This is a genomic window from Spirosoma sordidisoli (genome assembly GCF_004138325.1).
Taxonomy (GTDB): Bacteria; Bacteroidota; Bacteroidia; order Cytophagales; family Spirosomataceae; genus Spirosoma; species Spirosoma sordidisoli.
In genome coordinates, this window is the sequence record NZ_SBLB01000006.1 from 515636 (window position 1) to 532199 (window position 16564).

At 54.6% G+C, this 16564-nt stretch carries 13 protein-coding genes; 9 read left to right on the top strand and 4 right to left on the bottom strand.

Features of this window, described 5'->3' with window-relative positions:
* Window positions 1-5 precede the first annotated feature (5 nt).
* On the bottom strand, window positions 6-1073 hold the full coding sequence (locus EQG79_RS22415) for a FecR family protein (RefSeq protein WP_129604222.1): 1068 nt from the start codon (window positions 1071-1073) through the stop codon (window positions 6-8).
* A 612-nt stretch (window positions 1074-1685) separates the two neighbouring features.
* Complete coding sequence (locus EQG79_RS22425; RefSeq protein WP_161492757.1) at window positions 1686-2276, bottom strand: RNA polymerase sigma factor; 591 nt, start codon at window positions 2274-2276, stop codon at window positions 1686-1688.
* Between the two features lie 335 nt (window positions 2277-2611).
* Here EQG79_RS22425 and EQG79_RS22430 point away from each other — a divergent pair, with 335 nt between their 5' ends.
* The 6 genes from EQG79_RS22430 (at window position 2612) to EQG79_RS22455 (ending at window position 8002) form a co-directional block, all read left to right on the top strand.
* On the top strand, window positions 2612-3289 hold the full coding sequence (locus EQG79_RS22430) for a response regulator (protein WP_077921515.1): 678 nt from the start codon (window positions 2612-2614) through the stop codon (window positions 3287-3289).
* A complete protein-coding gene (locus EQG79_RS22435; protein ID WP_077921516.1) occupies window positions 3289-4671 on the top strand; it encodes a sensor histidine kinase in 1383 nt (460 codons plus the stop codon). The genes EQG79_RS22430 and EQG79_RS22435 overlap by 1 nt, the downstream gene beginning before the upstream one ends.
* 62 nt (window positions 4672-4733) lie before the next feature.
* Entirely contained in the window at window positions 4734-5699 is a 966-nt protein-coding gene (locus EQG79_RS22440; RefSeq protein WP_240699422.1) for a hypothetical protein, read from the top strand.
* 50 nt (window positions 5700-5749) lie between these two features.
* Window positions 5750-6919 carry an endonuclease/exonuclease/phosphatase family protein gene (locus EQG79_RS22445; protein WP_077921519.1) on the top strand — a complete coding sequence of 390 codons (1170 nt, stop codon included), beginning with the start codon at window positions 5750-5752 and terminating at the stop codon, window positions 6917-6919.
* An 84-nt stretch (window positions 6920-7003) separates the two neighbouring features.
* Window positions 7004-7369: a hypothetical protein gene (locus tag EQG79_RS22450; protein ID WP_077921521.1), complete on the top strand. Its 366-nt coding sequence runs from the start codon at window positions 7004-7006 to the stop codon at window positions 7367-7369.
* Window positions 7370-7465: 96 nt separating this feature from the next.
* The gene (locus EQG79_RS22455; protein ID WP_077921523.1) at window positions 7466-8002 is read left to right on the top strand and encodes a ferritin; all 537 of its coding nucleotides are present in this window, start codon (window positions 7466-7468) and stop codon (window positions 8000-8002) included.
* A 105-nt stretch (window positions 8003-8107) separates the two neighbouring features.
* Here the strand turns inward: EQG79_RS22455 and EQG79_RS22460 are convergent, their stop codons facing one another.
* A complete protein-coding gene (locus tag EQG79_RS22460; RefSeq protein ID WP_129604228.1) occupies window positions 8108-8605 on the bottom strand; it encodes a hypothetical protein in 498 nt (165 codons plus the stop codon).
* Between the two features lie 112 nt (window positions 8606-8717).
* On the bottom strand, window positions 8718-9437 hold the full coding sequence (locus EQG79_RS22465) for a DUF3108 domain-containing protein (RefSeq protein ID WP_129604231.1): 720 nt from the start codon (window positions 9435-9437) through the stop codon (window positions 8718-8720).
* Window positions 9438-9528: 91 nt separating this feature from the next.
* On the opposite strand from EQG79_RS22465, the gene EQG79_RS22470 reads away from it, so the two are divergent.
* From EQG79_RS22470 to EQG79_RS22480, 3 genes are read left to right on the top strand one after another with little or no spacing between them, the layout of a single operon-like run.
* The gene (locus tag EQG79_RS22470) at window positions 9529-12441 is read left to right on the top strand and encodes a TNT domain-containing protein (protein WP_129604234.1); all 2913 of its coding nucleotides are present in this window, start codon (window positions 9529-9531) and stop codon (window positions 12439-12441) included.
* Between the two features lie 11 nt (window positions 12442-12452).
* The gene (locus EQG79_RS22475) at window positions 12453-12917 is read left to right on the top strand and encodes a hypothetical protein (RefSeq protein ID WP_129604237.1); all 465 of its coding nucleotides are present in this window, start codon (window positions 12453-12455) and stop codon (window positions 12915-12917) included.
* A 15-nt stretch (window positions 12918-12932) separates the two neighbouring features.
* On the top strand, window positions 12933-16559 hold the full coding sequence (locus EQG79_RS22480; protein ID WP_129604240.1) for a hypothetical protein: 3627 nt from the start codon (window positions 12933-12935) through the stop codon (window positions 16557-16559).
* The last annotated feature ends 5 nt before the right edge of the window (window positions 16560-16564 follow it).

Sequence of the window (16564 nt, forward strand, 5' to 3'; positions counted from 1 at the left end):
CTACGCTATGGGCAGCCATCGCCCCGGATCATCACCTCCTTTCCCTGATACTGATACGTGGCCCCTACGGAGCCGCACAAGACGGCGAGCACATCATCGAGGCTGGCCCGGTTAAACGTACCCACTACGGTACAGGCCGCCAGCGCGGGCGTAGCCAGCCGAACCCGAACCCCGTACTGCCGGCTGAGCTGCCGAACAATATCGGCCATCGGTGTGCGTCGGAATACCAGCGTGCCGTTGCGCCAGGCCGTAGCCAGCTGCGGGTCAGCCAGCGTTGTCTGCATAAGTGTTTCCCGGTCGGGCCGGTACGTGACGCGCTGGCCGGGTATCAGCAGCCGTGGCGCCTGCCGACGGCCGGTCGTGCTGACTTCTACTTTTCCCGTCAGCACCGTTACTTCGGCTAGCGATTCGTTGGCATAGGCATTTACGTTGAAGGAGGTTCCTTTTACGGTAGTGGTCAGCCGGGAGGTGGTCACGACGAAGGGTTGTGCGGGGTTATGGGCTACCTCAAAAAAGCCTTCTCCCTCCAGAAAGACGTGTCGCGTTGGTCCCGTCAGTGTCTTCGGATAGCGCAGTTTACTTTCGGCGTTCAGGTAAATTTTTGAGCCGTCGGGCAGCGTTACCGACAGTCGCTGCCCGGTAGGTGCCAGTACCTCCCGGTAGGTCACGGGCGCCGATGAAGATGCCCTGGCCAGTTGACTGCCGGACGGCTTTCCATGCCATAGGATATACCCCGCCAGTAGTAGCAGGGCTACCGATGCGGCCAGCCCATAGCGCAGTGCGGTCGTGAACCGGTTAGGGCTGGGTTGGTGCGGGTTGGTGAAGACCGACCGGAACGGCGTTAGTGGCGCAACAGGGTCTACCGGGTTATCATCCGGCAGTCCAGCCTGCTGTCGGACGGCCTCCCACATATCGTCTTCGAAGCGGCTGGCCTGAGCGGGGCTGAGCGAGTCGATAAACCGCGTATCCTGCGCCAGTCGGTCGGCCCACTCGTCGAAGAGGGCTTTTCCCTGCGGGTTCATTTTCCCGTCGAGATAATCCCGAATGTGCCGTTCCCGTTCTTCCTGATTCATCAGTCTGGTGCAATACGTCGTATCGTTGCTTGTTAACAGGTATTCGTACAAGCCGGGGTTTGGTACTATCGGGTCAGCAAAATTTTTCAGTTTTTTTGACGGGGGTCGCCAGAAAGGCCATTTATTTGATAGCCGACGCGGTTGTGGAGATGCCGCAGCAGACCGGTTTGCATTATCGGGAAGACGAATCCAATGCCATGGGCGCGTTTTTTGTCGACGCGTTTGTTATCGACATGTTGCTACCGACGCCTGGCTACCGACGCTGCGCTGTTGCGTCCCTACGGGACTATGGGTGGGGCGGGGCGTAATATACCCGCGTTGACCGACCGACGCGCGTGCTACCGACGCTATGCTGTTATGTTCCTATGGGACGATGGGTGAAGGGGAATGTCTATGTTGACCGTTCCGACGCCCACCCCAGAGGGCTGGCATGTCAATAGAAGTAAGTCAACCAAGGTGGTTAATAGCTCCAGAGGGGCGGCATGTCAATTGACACAACCGAAACCTAAAAATTCCGGGAAGAGCGGCATATGGATTGGGTTACCAACCTACGACCGGCCCGTGATCAACCCCTGACCGACTGGTTTGAACCTGAAAAACAATCAAAAAAACTCACCACCAATACCCCATCACCAGAATCCCGGCCCAGGTCGCGTATTCGTGCAGGCTGGTTCGGAGCCGGAACAGCGCCTTCGTGAGCTGGTTCTTAACCGTTTGGGGCGACAACCGGAGCTGCCCGGCAATCTCATCGACGGAGAGATCATCGAACCGGCTGAGCTGGAAAATCAATCGGCACCGCTCCGGCAGCTTGATCAGTTCGCGTTGCAGATGCTCCAGAAAAGCATCCGACTGGAGAGCCGCTTCGGTCGAATTGTCGTGATCGGTGGTGGTAGCCACAATGCGCGATATGTACTGCTGGCGCACCGCCTGTTTGCGAATGCGGTCGAGCAGCTTGTGGCGAAGGGTAGCGTGGAGGTAAGCGGCCGAAAAAGTGTCGGGCTTTACAGCAGCCCGGTTTTGCCAGATGTCGGCAAACAGTTCCTGAACCAGATCCTTGGCATCGTCGGTATGGCGGGTGGCCTGGTAGCTGACGTTAAACAGGGGGCGCCAGTACTTGCGATACAGCGTCTGAAACGCAGCGGCATCACCCGCCTGAATCGCAACGATAAGGTCATAATCTTCCGGTAAGGCTGAAGGTTTCATAACGCGCGGCATCAATTCGGCCGCAAAGGTAGACCCGCAATATCAAGCCAATTTTACTGTACTGTTACGGAATGATTAAGCCATAGGAAACCGTCTACCGGCCCCTACCCGTCTGGATTGCCAGCCGCTGCCAACACGACTAAAGGATAAAATGCTAACCTTTGCACGAAACAGCCGGTAATCAACCGGGTCGACAATAACAGGAAAGTGGCTGATTTCCGGCCGCTACCTGCCCCACGGAGCCGGACAGATCAGGCCAGCGCAAACCAGTTGCGCGTAGAAACGGTTCATCTGGTACGTTAACTCTGTATAGTCAAATGAATGAATAAGGTATCATGAGAATCCTGTTGATCGAAGATGAGGTCAAAACCGTGCAGAGTATTAAACAGGGACTGGAAGAGCACCAGTGGGATGTCGACGTAGCCTACGACGGCACGATGGGCTTTCAGCTGGCCAGCCGGGAGCCGTATGCGCTGATTATCTCCGACATTATCTTACCGGGTATGAACGGACTCGACCTGTGTCGCAAACTCCGGCAGGCCGGCGTACAGACGCCTATTCTGATGCTCACCGCCCTCGGCACCACCGACGACAAAATCGTGGGCCTCGACGCCGGTGCGGACGACTACCTGATCAAACCCTTCGAGTTTCGGGAACTGATGGCCCGGGTCAGGGCCCTGACCCGCCGAACCCACAGTCTGACTCCCAGCACGAACCTGCTCCGCATTGCCGACCTGGAGCTGAATCCAGACACCAAAACAGTGGTTCGGGCGAGCACCGAAATCACACTGACGGCCAAGGAATTCCAGCTGCTCGAATACTTCCTGCGGCATCAGGGTCGGGTCATCTCCAAGGTAGAACTCGCCGAAAAACTCTGGGACCTGACGTTCGATACCGGTACCAACATCATTGAGGTGTATATCAACTTCCTACGGAAGAAAATTGACCGGGACTTTGAGCCTAAGTTACTCCACACGCAAATTGGCATGGGGTATGTCCTAAAGTTAGTGTGATGATCAATATCCGTACCCGGCTCACCTACCAGTTCGTCTTTCTGGTAACAGGCATTCTGTTCCTGTTCTCACTCGGCGTTTACTTATTCAGCAAGCTCTACCTCGAAAAACGGTTTTACAAGCGCCTGCAGGATCGCGCCATCACGACTACTACCCTGCTGTTCGATTTGCAGCAAACCGACAGCACCGTGCTGCGGCTCATCGACGCGGCCGATAAGGAACCCCTGCTCAACGAAAACATTTCGGTCTATAACGACCAGACCAAAGAGATCCTGTTCTCGACCAATCCGGCCAACGCCCAGTTCCACCAGCAGTTTGTGGCGCAACTCGACTCGACCGCCCAGACGCTGTATCTGCGCAAAAACGAATACCAGGTAGTCGCTATCCATCTGACCTCCGGCAAAAGCACCAACTGGGTTATCGTGAGCGGGGTCGACCAGACCGGGCAGGACGCGCTCAACGACCTGCAGAAGATCCTGATCATTATGATGCTGGCGGCTATTCTGCTGCTGGGTATATCAGGCTGGCTGTTTGCCGACCGGGCGCTGGCCCCGATGTCGAGTATTGTTCAGCAGGTCAACACCATCTTTCCGGCCAACGTAACCCGGCGCGTGGAGCACCCTAACCGCTCCGACGAAATTGGAGTACTCGTCACCACCTTCAACCAGCTCCTCGACCGCATCGAGCAGGCCCTGCACACGCAGAAAATGTTCATTGCCAATGTATCGCACGAGCTGAAAAATCCGCTGACCAAGATCAACTCGCAGATCGACGTGGCGCTGATCCAGAAACGCAATCCCGAAGCCTACGAGCAAACGCTCCGTTCGCTGCAGGAAGATACGCGCACGCTGACCCAGCTGACCAATACCCTGCTGGAGCTGGCCAACACCTCGCTGCAGGCCGAAACCATGCCGTTTGAGCCGGTACGGATGGATGAACTGCTCTGGGAAACCAAAAAGCAGCTCCAGGCCTGGCACGATGACTACACGATCCAGCTTACGTTTACCGACTTCCCCGACGAAGAAGACGACCTGATTACCCAGGGAAACCGGGCGGCTCTGAAAGTGCTGCTGATGAACCTCATCGAGAATGCCTGCAAATTTTCGCCCAGCCGAACAGCCGCCGTCGACTTTAGAACCCGGCGCGGAACCATCATCCTGTCGGTTTTCAACGAAGGCATACCGATCCCATCCGCCGACCTGCCGTATATTTTTCAGCCCTTTTTTCGGGGGAACGCAACCGCACAGTCGAGCAAAGGGCATGGCGTCGGGCTGGCCGTTGTGGCGCAGGTGACCCAGCTCCACCGGGGCGACATAGCGGTGCAGTCGACGCCCCAGGGCACTACCTTCACCCTGACTCTGCCCAGCCTGGCGGCATTTTAAGGTAAATTTAAGGTGAGCTTAAGTCGTGCTTAAGTTGGTCGCCGTTGCTTTGTAGCCGAACCGTGAACAACAACGCTATGGAGGTGCAGGCTACAACAGACAAGCAGGGTATACAAACCATGACCATCGGCGCCCTGGTCGGGGTGCTGGCGCTGATGGCCTACCTGTTCATCGGGTCGCGCAACGAAACCCTGGAAGTACAGAAGCTGCTGACTCTGAAAGTAGAGCAGTTTGCGGCCACGCAGACCAAGCTGGATTCGATATCGGGCGTGCTCGACGCCAAAATTACCGAAGTCCGGCAGTTGGGCGGCAGCGTTGCCGAACTCGAACGGATCAAGCGCCAACTGGAGACCGACAAAAAACGCCTGAAATCCGACCTGAGCTTTTCCAGTCAGCAGTACACCCTGAAAATCAGAGATTACCAGAATTTTCTGGCGCAAAACGAACTGACCCTGCGGAAGCTGCGGACCGAAAATGGGTCGCTGGCCGAACGTGCCTTGTCGCTGGAGCAGGAGAAAGAAAGCATTCTGGTCGAAAACCAGGGGCTGAAACACGACAAGGAGGTGCTGGCCCGGGCCGTAGTCGATTACTCGCTGCAGAACGCCGACCTGAAAGACAAGGTTACCCTGGCGTCGGCCCTCAAAGCGGTCAATATCGAGGTAACGGCGGTGGCTTCCAACGGCCGCGAACGCCGGGATAGTCCCTACCGGGCCTCGCGCATCGACCGGCTCAAAGTAGCCTTTATCCTGCCGACCAACCCGCTGGCGGTGCAGAACAACAAGGACATTTATTTACGGATTCTGGATGCCAACGGCGCCGTAGTCAGCGAAAGCGGCATCGGCGGCATCCTCTTTACCGACGGGCGCGAGATCGGGTACAGCATGCGCCAGACGGTACCGTACGAAAACAACGACCAGCGGGTGGCCATGCTATTTCGGCGGGGAAATCCCTACAAGCCAGGCATCTATACGGTTGAGTTATACGCAGAAGGGTTTCGGATCGGCGACAGCCGCTTCGAAGTCAGGTAAGTCCGCCGGATCAGTCCAGCGGCAATTATCCACCAGACCAGCTACACACTATGTCAACGTTACGAAAATGGATCGCTCATCTATCCCCTGTTTTACACACCATTGCCGAGCCGCTTGCTGATGCTGCCCGGTTTCTTTACCGCCGGTACCGCCAGTTTCCGGTAGCCTATGCCGCCCTCAGCTATTTATTTTTAACGATGGCGTTCAGCTTTTATCCGGTCATGGATCACTGGCTGACGGGGTTTATCATGATGAGCCTGCCTCTGGCCATCCTTTGCGGCCTGGTGGCTAGTATCTATCTGCTTTACAAACGGCAGCAGATGATTGCAACGGCCGGACTGATCTGGGTCGTTTTTTCATTTCTGGTCGTGAAGCGAATGGTTGGTATTCGCGGGGGCGATCTGGACATCAGCCAGGCTCCTACCCTCAGCGTACTTAGTTTCAACAGCGAAACCTTCCCGACAGGCGCGCAGGGCGGCTTCGACGCGGCCAAACTCACCGCCGATATCGCCTGTTTTCAGGAATATTCGCCCAACGCGCACATCGAACGCCAGTATACGGCCACGATCCAGAAACTGAACTGTTTCGACCATGACCGCGAAGTGGGGCTGGCCCTGTTTTCCAAGTTCCCGATCGTGAACGAGTACGGCCGTATCTGGAGTCGCCAGCAGGGGCCCGATATCAACGGGTTCCTGTGTGCCGACATTGCCTACGGGACAGATACCATCCGGGTCGTGAATGTGCATCTGTGGTCGATGGGCGTACGCACCAGCCAGGCCGTTGCTGCGCTGAAAGCAGGACAGCTGGGCAAGTTTTCGTTCGAAGTCCTCGACACCTTTCGTCGACTGAAAGAAGGCTTTGAGCACCGTAACGAACAGCTCAAGGAGGTAGAGTCGTACGTGGCGGGGAGCCGCTATCCGGTCATTATCTGTGGCGATTTTAACGAAATCCCCATCGGCTACTCGTACGGTAAGCTAAGCCAGAACTTCCGGAATGCGTTCGAAGAAGCCGGCCAGGGGCTGGGTTTTACGCTGAACCGGCATCCGTATTTCGCCCGGATCGATCAGCAGTTTGTCAGCTACGACTGGCATATCAAAACCTGCCAGACCCTGTCGGGCGTATCGTTTTCCGACCATTTTCCCGTGCTGGCCCAGTATGTGCTGAAAAAATCGGCAACCGCATCGACCCCGGTGCTGGCCCAGAACCGACCCCGGCGGTAACGGATCAGACAGAACGCTTAGAAATTTATTTAGACTTGCTACAAATAAGACCATACTGTATCTTTGTCTCAGCAATGTACAGTCATGGAAAGTAACGTACCCGTCTCGTATCAGGAAGTATTCAGAACCGACAAAGGCGTCGTGTATCAATGTGACCGGACCAACCGCCTGATTTTATCCTTCTGGGGGTCCACCACACCGCTGTCGGCGCGTGACTTTGCGCAGTTTCGGCGGATGGTCAGTACGGTCAACGTACACCAGATGGCCCTGAGCACCGACACCGCCGACGACGTAGAAATCCTGACCATTCCGCGTTCGGAGCGTTGCTATGTGCTGACCCTCTGCGAAGTGATTCACCTGCGCGAGCTGCTCAACGGCGCCAGCCTGATGCTCGAACTCAACAGCATGCTGCGCGAATGTGGATGCGCTACGCTCTCAACGCCCAGCTAACTTTTTTGCGGAAGGTTCGTTATTTAAGTACTTTACAGCCCTCAGTGCTTTTTACAGCCAGGCAAGTTAATTAAAGTCTCACCAAACGTACGCCCAATGAAAGATCTGGATAGGCTCCGCACGTTGATCAAAGAACCCGTTGAACTGGTTCTGAATCAGCAGATAAAAATGGAAATGGTATCGTCTTCCAAATACCTGGCCATGGCTGGCTGGTGCGACCGGAACGGATACGATCATAGCGCCGGGTTCTTTTACAAACAATCGGAAGAAGAGCGCAAACACGCCATGAAACTCTTCCATTACCTGTGCGATCAGGGTGCCACGGCCTACTCACCCGACGTGCCGCCGGTAGGTCAGGAGTTCGATACCCTGCGGTCGGTTTTCGAGTCGGCTCTCGATCAGGAGATTGCCGTAACCGACTCCATCAACCGGATCATCGGCGTCTGCCGGCGCGAAGGCGACTACGCCACCGAGGAGCTGATGAAATGGTACGTAAAAGAACAGGTCGAAGAAGAATACATTGCCCGGCGGTGCCTGGAACTGATCGATCAGATTCCGGCCGACCAGGTTTATTACCTCGACAAGAAACTGGCCAGCGTCACCTACGACGAAAATCCTTTCGAAGACGAATAGGGTCAGCCAGCTCCGTTATACAACACAACCACAGCGTCCCCGCATCGGTCTATGACTGGTGCGGGGATGATGCATTTACGGGCCTGTTATATCTACCGACCGGCCTCACGAATTCCACCGGAAGCCGACCGGTGTGAAGCGAACTTCCCGCACGGGTTGCCCCGCAAACTGCAGCCGCACCACCATCGTGCGGGTTCGTTTCAGCTGCGCAATCAGCTTCTCCCCGGCATCGAAGAAAACAATATTGGCCCTTCCATTGGCAGCCGCCGAAAGCGCATAGGAAACGGGTGGTTTGCCGTCGAACTGAATCCGGGCGCTCCCGTTCTGATAACTCCGGGTAAAGGTTCCGTTGGCCGCTTCCAGATAGGCGTAGGTGCTGCCGTTCGTTTGCCGGATGGTCATCGTAACGGCCGAACCGCCCGAATAGGGGTAGCCAAACTGCACTGTGTTATCCGACGTCAGGGTCGCTTTATAGACCGAACTCCCCGTCGGACCGGGCGTTTTTTCGTACCGCCAGCCATCGGCCAGCGCCCGGTAGCTGTGCGCGTCGGCGGGGAGTACGAAAAAACAAAACAGATAAACAATCGCCAATCGAACCGTCATAACACCCTTGTTTAGCCCATCGATTCTACACTACTCGCAGCAGCGATTTTTGTTTCGGTCGACCCACGACCTTACCCTGCCGACAGCCATTGCGCCCTAACTCGTTCTGCCTTTACTCAACGGCGACCATCATCATAGAACGCCCTCCGGCCTCTATGGTCTGTTTCCAAAGTTTGCGGTCGGCCTTATCGATAAAATACCGGGATTTACCGTTGCTGATCTCGTCAGTAACGTCTACCAGCCAGACCGCCCTCGTACCGGCTTTCCGGCTCGTATACGTACTGCTGCTTACTTCGTTTACCGACGCCGTGATGACGCCTGTTTTGGCGGAGGGGTTGTAGTCGTAAATAGCCAGTTTCTGGGTAAACCCTTCTTTCAGCGGCAACCAGCGAATCAGAAGCGGGTAGATATTACTGTCAAAATAGGCAGCTCGGGTCGTATCGCTGATGCGCGTAGTTTTCCCCAGTCGCTTGTCGGTATAAAATCCGGTTACGACCCGATCGAAGTCCAGCACCATATCCCGTTGTCCGTTGTAAGAGACATGGCGGATGGGTTTCAGGGTGGCTTTCGCACAAATCGACGAATCGACCCAGGTGCCCTTCATCCCTTTCAGGGTTACGGTCGTAATCAGGGTTAGTTGATCTTTACTGTCTACGACCTGGCTGGTCACGCTGCCCAGTTCAAAGGCAGCCGTATCCCTGAGCACGTACCAGGTCATAGCGCCGGTTTCGGGTTTTGCCCACTTCGTTTCGTATGCCTGCCGGGATGGCACCAGCTGAGCCTGACAGCATGTAAATGAGCCCAGGCAGAGGGCCAGGAGTAAGTAGTTCATAGCGCACCAGTGATTAGATTCTCGTGTAAATCACTGGATTAGTGGCTGGTGCCGAACCATTATTTGCACCAAAGGAAATAAATGAGGACTAGTGGCAGGCAGCGATCAACGGCCCGATTGCTGGTCGGCCACGGCCTCTACCAGCCTGACGGTATTGCCCACCAGCACGACCTCTTGTAGCGGGGTTTCGGCCAGCGTTGTGGCCCCCGCCAGCCTGACCGCCGGGCAAGCGCTGAGCCTGAGCGCAACGGTCAGCCCCACCAGCGCCAGCGCGGTCTATGCCTGGACCGGGCCAAGTGGCTTCACCAGCACGGCCGCTGCGCCGACCATCCCGGCCACCACTACCGCTAACAGCGGCACCTACAGCCTGACGGTCGCCCTGCCCAACGGCTGTACCGCCACGGCCTCTACCAGCCTGACGGTCTTACCCACCAGCACGACCTCTTGTAGTGGGGTTTCGGCCAGCGTTGTGGCCCCCACCAGCCTGACCGCCGGGCAAGCGCTGAGCCTGAGCGCAACGGTCAGCCCCACCAGCGCCAGCGCGGTCTATGCCTGGACCGGGCCAAGTGGCTTCACCAGCACGGCCGCTGCGCCGACCATCCCGGCCACCACTACCGCTAACAGCGGCACCTACAGCCTGACGGTCTCCCTGCCCAACGGCTGTACCGCCACGGCCTCTACCAGCCTGACGGTATTGCCCACCAGCACGACCTCTTGTAGTGGGGTTTCGGCCAGCGTTGTGGCCCCCGCCAGCCTGACCGCCGGGCAAGCGCTGAGCCTGAGCGCAACGGTCAGCCCCACCAGCGCCAGCGCGGTCTACGCCTGGACTGGACCGGATACCTTTACCAGCACCGTAGCCGCGCCGACTATCCCGGTCACGACTACTGCTAATACAGGCACTTACAGCCTCACGGTCGCCCTGCCGGGCGGCTGCACCACAACCGCCGGTACCCTGGTAACGGTGGTCATAAGCCCCGTAGAGAGTGCCACCGACTGCAACGTTCGTATTATAGCCAACGATGCCTCGGGTACCGAAACCGATTTGATTCCCCGCAGCACCACGGCCACCGGTGGTGTTGGCTCCCTGACGCTGACGGTAGAACACCTGGACGGCCTCTCGCTGGCGGGCTATACCTACCAGTGGAGCCGACAAACCGGCTCGGCCACCCCCCTGCCGGTGGGCACTTCGCCGACCCTATCGGCCACGGCCATCGGCCAGTACCAGGTCGTACTCACCTCGCCCCAGGGCAGCACCTGCGTCGCCTACACCACCCTGCGCAGCAAACCCTGCCGACAGGTGACTCATACCTACCAGTGTGGCACGGCCCCGGCAGCCCCCCTGCCCGACAACGGCAGCCGCCTGAGCAACCTGGCCCCCGGCGACACCATCCGAACGGGCGATTTTGATGTAATCGTGATGACCGTCTCGGGCGGCTCCAGCGGCTGGACCGGCACGGGCTATACCGAAATCCCGTATCTGAAAAACACCCGTCTGGCCGTGGAGCTGAAAGGTGCCATTGTCAACGACTGCTACGAGCTGGTAGGCGGCACCATCGTCTCGGCCTATGACCCCAACTGGGGTGGCTTGCAGGATGCAGATAATGGCATTAAACAAGTCCAGGAGACTGTACGAACATTACTTGAAACGTTTGACTCTTACAAAAGTCGATCTTCTGAAATAGAAGGTCTTATTAAGTCCCCTCAGATCAATTCAGATACGTTACGGGCTAAAGCTGCTTTAGCCAAGAACGACATAGTGGCTTTCATCGACAATGTACCTGGTCTGACAGATAACGAGCGGACTGCACTGAAGGCAGAGTATGACGAACTGAATAATACCCTATTGGCGGCTTCGCCAGGGTCAAACGCGTATGCCGAGTATTTAAATCGTAAGCAGGCATTTGACCAACGCTTAGAAGATTTAAAAGCCACAGTTTATGATGTATTTGACATTATTAATTTAATCGTTAAATACACGGAACGAGATGAGGCCCTGCGTTACACCAAGAATAATTACTGGGGAATGTTCAGTGCTGGATTAGTACATGAAATATTCTCTACTGTCGATGCCAAGAGCATCTCCAAAGCCTTACTCGATTTTATCGTTCAACGGGTAAAGAAAGACTATAACTACTTTAGAGACTGCGGAATCTTTGGCGTGACTGGCGATCTTGACAGGGTGAACGAGTGTTTTGAACGATTCATTTATGAAAGCCCCGTTTTCGAGATAGCCGGAATTACCATCAAGCAACTGAGTGAGTTTGCCGGTCTGGTTTATGATAATGATGCCTACGCCCGTGGCGAACTAACCGGATTTATTCTTACCTGCCTGGCTTCGTCTGCCAAAGAGGTACGAATGGCTGCGAGTGCGGTTGCCGAGCGCAGATTGAGCGGCACATTATTCTCCAGAACTGCCGTTCGGGAAGCCATTGATAAACTCAAAAATACGGCTAAAGAAGGCTGGCAAAAGATAGCGGATGAGCTGGCAGCTAAAGCAGGTATAAAAAGGTTAGTTAGAGGGATGAGTTTTGACGATTTCTTCAATCGCTCAACTTATATCAATTTAGACATAGCTAAACAGGCGTATGATTTGTGGAGTCTCAAAAAATGGAGCGAGTTAGAGCAACTGTTTACTAAAAATAATCTCAATGGCGGTTGGCCCCCTTGTGACGGATTTGCTGACTTGACCAAAGGTTATGCAGAGGTCGGTGAAATCTTGGACCGCTATGACTTCAATGGAAAACGGAGCGGAACCTTTGTTTCTCCTCTTGAGAATGGCAGCCCCTATTCATTTGATAAACGAGCCTTGAGAGGAGTTGCCAGTGATTACAAGGAATATTATAAAGTAAGAGTACTCCGACGCTTTGAGGTGGAAAAGGGAAGTATAACGCCTTGGTTTGGGAAACCTGGATACGGGAAACAGTATAAACTCCCTAAAAGTGTTGGAGAATTAAGTAGTGGCTCTAATCCTTGGATAGAAGTATTTGACGTTCGCAAACCTTAAACTTATCAACGATGATACAGATCATAAATTTTTTGACACAAATAAATATAGACGGACAGCCATTGAAGCTGCCAGTTAAAGCAGAAATAAGTTGGGAAATGCCAACACTTATTTCTTTTGACTGTAGCCACTGCCATAGTCGGCAACAGTTTAACTTCTTTGAGGATGGTAAGGAAGTTGCTTTGCGTACTCCTGACATACCTAACAAAGAGTTAGCTATAGGTATTGCTCAGGCTTTCCAGTTAGATCAGATTCTTGGTGGTGCTGAGCTAATTTACTTCAAGCCTCCTTACAAAGAAGCCTCTATAGCGATGCTCTCTCTTCTCAAATGCGATGATTGTGAAAGTCAGTACATAGTGTGTTGGGCCGAGAGTGGAGATTATTCCCGATCCCCCCGCATTTTATACTTACAAGGTCTTGCGAGGGTAGAGCCTTTATTTTCAACAGTGAAAAATTTTTTCAAAAAAAATAACTGACGTACGCTTTTACCAATGACCTCCTTCTCCACCCATATTGCCCCCTCCCTAACTCACCGGCTGGCTGTCCGTAGCCAGTCCCGGCAGGGACGGGCTACTGTGTGGACCAGAAGAAGCACCACCAGCCTGATTGCCAGCCAGCGTAGGGCCTATCAAGTGCTGGTCAGCGTGCCAGGGTTAACTACGGGCTGCGTCGCCTACACCACCCTGCGCAGCAAACCCTGCCGACAGGTCGCTCATACCTACCAGTGCGGCACGGCCCCAGCCGCCACTATCGGCAACCCCAATGACCCCCGCCTGAGCAACCGAAACGTCGGACCGCTCGCTCCCGGCGATACCATCCGCACGGGCGATTTTGATGTAATCGTCATGACCGTCTCGGGCGGCTCCAGCGGCTGGACCGGCACGGGCTATACCGAAATCCCCTATCTGAAAAACACCCGCCTGGCCGTGGAGCTGAAAGGCGCCCTGGTCAACGACTGCTACGAGCTGGTAGGCGGCACCATCGTCTCGGCCTATGACCCCAACTGGGGCGGCCTTACCGACCTGACGGGGACGGTCAACTTACTCAAAGATGCCGTCACCCAACTAGTCGACCTGTACGCCAATTACACCGGCACGCAGGCAGAACGGGATAAGCTAAGCGCTCTCAATGCCCAACTGTGCGCCCGAATCAATGACAACGATAAGCTGCCCGCCGACCAGAAAGCCAGCCTGCTGGCCGACTGTCAGGCCTATCAGGCCGCTTCGGCCAGCTTTACGGCTTGCTATGCCGCCACTCACCCCCCCTCGGTAACGGCTGCACCGGGCGGACGGATGGCCGCCCTGACTACCACGAATCAGGAATGCACAGCGCCTAAAGACGCCCTTGACCAGCTTACGGCGCGAATCAACGGCATCGACCAATCCGTTGAAACCGACAAAAATGATATTCAGATCAAGAATCGAGTGATTCTGCAAAAGGGCGATACGCTGCTGATCGACGACCTGAAAATTGTTTTCAAGAGTCCCTACAAAGCCGATTATTCAAAAGAGACCGGCTTGATTGTTTCGACGCCCAGCTCGGCTACTGCCTATGGGGTGGCTTTTGAGAAGGCCACCGGCCGGTTTACGGGCTTTTACCGGCTCGACTATCTGGTCAGCCCCCTGCCCACCACAACCCCTTGTACAACCACCAGCCGTACTATTGGCTATGAAAACAAGCCCGGCTTTAAGGCGTGTGAAGAAGGATTTCTCCAGGAAGGCATATACCAGGAACTCTACGAAGCCTACCCGGCCAATACCCTTTCAGGCTCCTCATTGAACCTGCTGACCCAACGCCCCCAGGGGAAAGACCCTTTATGGACGGGTTCAGAAAATGGCTACACGCTAAAGCTGTTTGTCACCGACCAAACCACCACGCCCCAAAACCGGGTCGCTATTGCCAAAGCCGCGAACAAACCGGGCCCGACGGACATCCATTTGTGGATCGACTATGGCGCCAACGGGCAAATACGCTATGAATACATTTATGGCACCCACATCACGGCCAAAAAACCGGCCAGCCTGGCCAGGTTCTTTGAAGCCTGGCTGCAGAAGATCAGGCCAGCCCCCAGCATGGGCGCCGAAAACCCCATTGCGCAGGTTATAGCCGGGGTCGCTAATTTAGTCGGAGCGACACAAATTCCCGGAAAATACTGGAATTGCGATTCAACCAGGTATGTGCAACTGCCCTGGATTTCGGATGCCTCCGGAGCCCCTGCTTATCTGACTGCTCGGGAAGACTGGGCCTTTCAGTGTGGTCTCTACAATGGAACGGTCAATGTGGTTGGCGGCTTGCCCCTGCTCTTCAACATGCTCATTGACGAACAGCAGCGGGCCCAGCTCTGGAGCGAGCTGAAACAGTTGAAAGACATTGAGCTAAGTGATAAAACCGTCACCAACGTCTTTCAGCTCGTCTATAATCCGGCTCAGCAATGTGTGACGAGCTATAACCGAGGGTACACCGTACCCACCGTTTTCTCGCTGTTTGTGGGCATTGGTGAACTGAACCTGCTCGGCAAAGCCAAATCAGCCATTTCTACCCTGACGTCTATGGCCCGCAAGTTGCCTGCCGTCGGCGTAGGGATTCGGAAAGCCGCCGTAGCCGGAACGTTAGTGTTGGGTATGACTACTTCGGCGGGAGCCTTCCAGAACCTGCCCGCAACGCTAAGGGCCATTACCACCACCGTACAGTCGGCCGTTAAGATCACCGGCCGGTTCGAACAGTTAACCGATGACGTAGCCGCTACCGCCAATGGCCTGGCCGCAACCGGAAACCGGGGTGTGCTGAAAGCCAGCGAGTTGACTGTAGAGGGGCTGACCAAACCCATAGCGGCCGCCGAGGATTTGGTTCTTTTTAAAGGCGCCGATAAACTGGTCATCGGTACCGAAATCATCAATGAGGCTCAGCAAAAAACCTTCTCGGCGCTGGCGTTCTTCTCGGCAGTGGGCGGCCTGGTCACTACGTATGTCAATACCAACCCTTCAACCAACAATTGTAGCATCTGTACCGGCCGAGCCATGCCGACCAGCCTGTGTACGAAGTTGAGTACCGTACGCAGTCGGGGTGGAGCAAATGGCAGGGCTGGCGTCGAAAAACTGTGCCGCTCGATACCGGATAATACACGACTGGAAGCGATTACCGATCGAATCCTTCTCTTCACTGACAATGCCGAAGTAACCGCGTTTTTGGGCGATATTCAGGGGGCGAATTGTGGAAGTACCGACTTGTGTGGCAATGTGGAAAATCTGACTACAACCCTTGTGGGTACTTGGGATTACCTCTATCAAAACCAGATAAGCAAAGCACCTTATGCCCGTAAATATTGGGTGACGCTAACCAACTTTACGCAATTGAATCAACAAACTGTTCAGCCGGAGATTGTTAAATTCTCAGACTCAGACTCTCGAACCAGCACCCTGAAAGAGTTTTCTGATGACCTCGCCAACACCGCAGGATTCATTAACTTCTTGAATGACAATGCTGATTTTGTCAAAGGTTTTGTTGGACATAAGCAGAATCCACTTTACCAACCCAGCCAATATGAGGAATTGATAGAAGCCCTTAAAGATATTCCTGTCAACAATGCTGTTGAACTGCAGGTAAAGGGGTGGCTAGCTTATTCGCGTGAAGATGCTCAAAGACAGGACTATTACACTCAGGGTCGAAACTTTGAAAATTATGTTTTAGGGCAGCTTCAATCAAGTTCCTCAGCGGTGTACCAGCGGCTCAAAACAGGTTTCATCCCAGACCTCGACCAGCGACAAATACTATCGCAGGTACAGTTTTGCATCAACAGTAACGCTATTTCCTGCACAAACAAAGGTCAGTACTTTATCGCAGACTTTGTGTTTATAAAGCAAGGCCGCGATCCAATTACGAATGCACTCTTTTGGGATATTATTGTAGCTGATACCAAACTAAAAAGTACAACGGGCTTCACGACCAATCAGCGTAACGCAATTAATCAGGGAGGATATAAACTCAAAGCACCAATTGACCGAGATATTAAGGGACTTCCATTTATTTTCACCCCATCTCAACCTATTATCAAATCTCAACCTAATTTCCTCAAAATTTTCAGCAATGGGAGTGGTGGATTTGGGGACGTAACCAATTAAAAAAC

Coding starts and splice junctions, on each gene's coding strand:
- EQG79_RS22455 (WP_077921523.1), top strand. CDS start 7,466: ATGAAAGATCTGGATAGGCTCCGCACGTTGATCAAAGAACCCGTTGAA.
- EQG79_RS22460 (WP_129604228.1), bottom strand. CDS start 8,605: ATGACGGTTCGATTGGCGATTGTTTATCTGTTTTGTTTTTTCGTACTC.
- EQG79_RS22445 (WP_077921519.1), top strand. CDS start 5,750: ATGTCAACGTTACGAAAATGGATCGCTCATCTATCCCCTGTTTTACAC.
- EQG79_RS22415 (WP_129604222.1), bottom strand. CDS start 1,073: ATGAATCAGGAAGAACGGGAACGGCACATTCGGGATTATCTCGACGGG.
- EQG79_RS22435 (WP_077921516.1), top strand. CDS start 3,289: ATGATCAATATCCGTACCCGGCTCACCTACCAGTTCGTCTTTCTGGTA.
- EQG79_RS22465 (WP_129604231.1), bottom strand. CDS start 9,437: ATGAACTACTTACTCCTGGCCCTCTGCCTGGGCTCATTTACATGCTGT.
- EQG79_RS22475 (WP_129604237.1), top strand. CDS start 12,453: ATGATACAGATCATAAATTTTTTGACACAAATAAATATAGACGGACAG.
- EQG79_RS22450 (WP_077921521.1), top strand. CDS start 7,004: ATGGAAAGTAACGTACCCGTCTCGTATCAGGAAGTATTCAGAACCGAC.
- EQG79_RS22480 (WP_129604240.1), top strand. CDS start 12,933: ATGACCTCCTTCTCCACCCATATTGCCCCCTCCCTAACTCACCGGCTG.
- EQG79_RS22425 (WP_161492757.1), bottom strand. CDS start 2,276: ATGAAACCTTCAGCCTTACCGGAAGATTATGACCTTATCGTTGCGATT.
- EQG79_RS22430 (WP_077921515.1), top strand. CDS start 2,612: ATGAGAATCCTGTTGATCGAAGATGAGGTCAAAACCGTGCAGAGTATT.